Genomic DNA, 2,450 nt, shown 5'->3' with positions numbered 1-2,450 from the left:
GCCTATGTCGACAATGAGGTGGCCTATCACAAGCAGGTCGACGGCGCTCTTGAAACGCTGCTCATCCCGTCGGCCAGCAATGCCGAGTTGAAGAGCCTGCTGGAGACCGGCCTGAAGATATTCCAGGGCCATGAGCAGCATGCCGAACACGTCGCCAGTATGCTGAAATGAGGCCGGCGCTGATGGTGCCGAAACGTCATCTTTGGATTGCACTGGCGCTGACAGTCATTGCCGCGCCGGTGAAGGCAGAAACCATCCAGGTCACCATCGACAAGCTGGTGTTCTCGCCAGCGACGGTCGAGGCGAAGGTTGGCGATACGATCGAGTGGGTGAACAAGGACATGTTCGGGCACACGGCCACCGTCAAGGGCGGTTGGGAGGTGATGATCCCGCCGAAAAAGTCCGCAAGCCTGACATTGAAGGCTGCGGGAGCGGTCGACTATTTCTGCCGCTTCCACCCCAACATGAAGGGCCACATCGCGGTGGCGCCGTAGCGGTCAATCTGGATCGTGGGATCGCGGCAGACGCCGCGATCCCACCGCTTCGACTTCTTCGTCCTGCCGTCACTTTGTCCGCTGTTCGGATCGCCTACGACTTCTCCCAGACGAAGGTATTTGATCGAGCGGGCTGCGAGCAGCACCGACCTATGGATCGCCGCAGGCGGTCTCGACCGACCGAATGTCCTTGCGCAGTTGAGCACGCACAAACAGGCAAGTTAGGTGCGTGCGTTATCTCGACACAGCAAAAAACTGGAATTTGACAAGCGCATTTTTCGACCACGGGACGCATCGTTCTTAGAAGGAACGATACGCAATCGAGAGAACTATAGGACGGGCGTTTCAACAATCATTTGCAACAAAATTATTGCATCAAACTAGCAATATCATTCGTTTGTCATGGCCAAAGCTCGAATGCGATGGTCGTGTCCGACAGCCGGCAGAGCATTCAGGATGCGCGCTCCGTCAGGCTTCCTAATTTGGCAAAAAAATCACGAGCAGGACTGTGCCGACAGACCACTGCATCCGAGTTTCCGGGCCCGGGCTTTGCGGCCGAGAATGGGAACGAATTACCGCCCTGACGATCCCGCTGAAGCCCGGAAGCTGCGGCGTTGTCTACCCATGGTCCAGCCGCTGAACTGATTCCCGACCGACCTTGGCTCATCTAGCGCGAGATTGTCGTCATGACAAAGCCCCAAGATCCACGGACCATTGCGGCGGCGAACGGCATTGCTGCCGACCGTGGCTTCGGTGCGGTCACGCCGCCGGTGTATCTTTCAAGCACCTTCGTTTTTCCGGGCTATGACGAGGCGGGGCGTTACGAATACACGCGAGCCGGCAATCCGAGCCGCGACATGCTGGCCGATACATTGGCCAGGCTGGAAGGCGGCGCTGGAGCGGTCGTCACCTCCTCGGGCATGGCGGCGGTCGACCTGCTGCTTGGGCAATTGGGACGAGACGAACTCATCGTTGCGCCGCACGATTGCTATGGCGGCACCTACCGTCTGCTCTCGTTGCGTCGCGACAAGGGGCATTTCGACGTCCTCTTCGTTGATCAGGGCGACGCAGCAGCGTTGTCCGCAACGTTGTCAAAGAAGCCAGCTCTCGTCTTGATCGAGACACCGAGCAACCCGCTGATGCGCGTCGTCGATATCCGCTCGATCGCTTCTCAGGCAAAGGCCGTCGGCGCTAAGGTTGCCGTGGACAACACCTTCCTGTCGCCTGCTCTGCAGCGGCCGATCGCGCTGGGCGCGGATTTTGTCGTCCATTCGACCACAAAATACCTGAATGGCCATTCCGATGTGGTAGGCGGCGCCATCGTCGCGACGCAAGCGGGCGATGCGGGCGCACTCTCCGAGTGGGCCAAGATCACCGGCGTGACAGGTGCACCTTTCGATGCCTACCTGACACTCAGAGGCCTTCGCACGCTGTTCCCGCGCATCGAGCGGCAGCAAACAAACACAGCGGCGGTCGCCGCATTCCTGCAAAGACAGGCACAAGTCAGCGCGGTCCATTATCCGGGTCTCGAATCCCATCCAGGCCATGCGATCGCCAAGGCTCAGCAAGCCGGGTTCGGAGCGATGCTGAGCTTCGAACTGGCTGGAGGCGTTGAGGCGGTTCGGCGCTTCGTCGAAGCGGTCGAAGTTATCACGTTGGCCGAGTCTCTCGGTGGCGTCGAGAGCCTTATTGCCCATCCGGCTACCATGACCCATGCTGGAATGGGCGCCGAGGCCCGAAAGGTCGCCGGAATAAGCGACAGCCTGCTGAGGCTATCGGTCGGCCTCGAAGCGGAGACTGATCTGATCGCCGACCTTGAGCTAGCGCTTTCCAAAGCCGCTGGTTAGGAGGGGCCGATGTGATGGGAGCGCAGAGGTGGTCAAAAAACGGCGCTATCGACATCGTCGCTGGTTGCTATAGCGTGACGACGGCCTGAAGACGAGCCCTGTCCACTGT

At 59.6% G+C, this 2,450-nt stretch carries 3 protein-coding genes; all 3 read left to right on the top strand.

The features are described from left to right. Positions 1–171, top strand: a 171-nt coding sequence (locus tag EN935_RS31165; RefSeq protein ID WP_164771497.1) for a DUF4142 domain-containing protein, incomplete at its 5' end; no start/stop codon positions are given. Continuing rightward, positions 168–494: a cupredoxin family copper-binding protein gene (locus EN935_RS31160; protein WP_164758027.1), complete on the top strand. Its 327-nt coding sequence runs from the start codon at positions 168–170 to the stop codon at positions 492–494. The genes EN935_RS31165 and EN935_RS31160, both read left to right, overlap by 4 nt. Before the next feature lie 686 nt (positions 495–1,180). Then, on the top strand, positions 1,181–2,341 hold the full coding sequence (gene metB / locus EN935_RS31155; protein WP_127373975.1) for a cystathionine gamma-synthase: 1,161 nt from the start codon (positions 1,181–1,183) through the stop codon (positions 2,339–2,341). The last annotated feature ends 109 nt before the right edge of the window (positions 2,342–2,450 follow it).

Origin of the sequence: Mesorhizobium sp. M7D.F.Ca.US.004.03.1.1 (genome assembly GCF_003998635.1) — a bacterium.
GTDB classification, from domain to species: Bacteria; Pseudomonadota; Alphaproteobacteria; order Rhizobiales; family Rhizobiaceae; genus Mesorhizobium; species Mesorhizobium loti.
The sequence above is the reverse complement of the archived record's forward strand: the minus strand, read 5'-3'. Positions and strand labels throughout refer to the sequence as shown.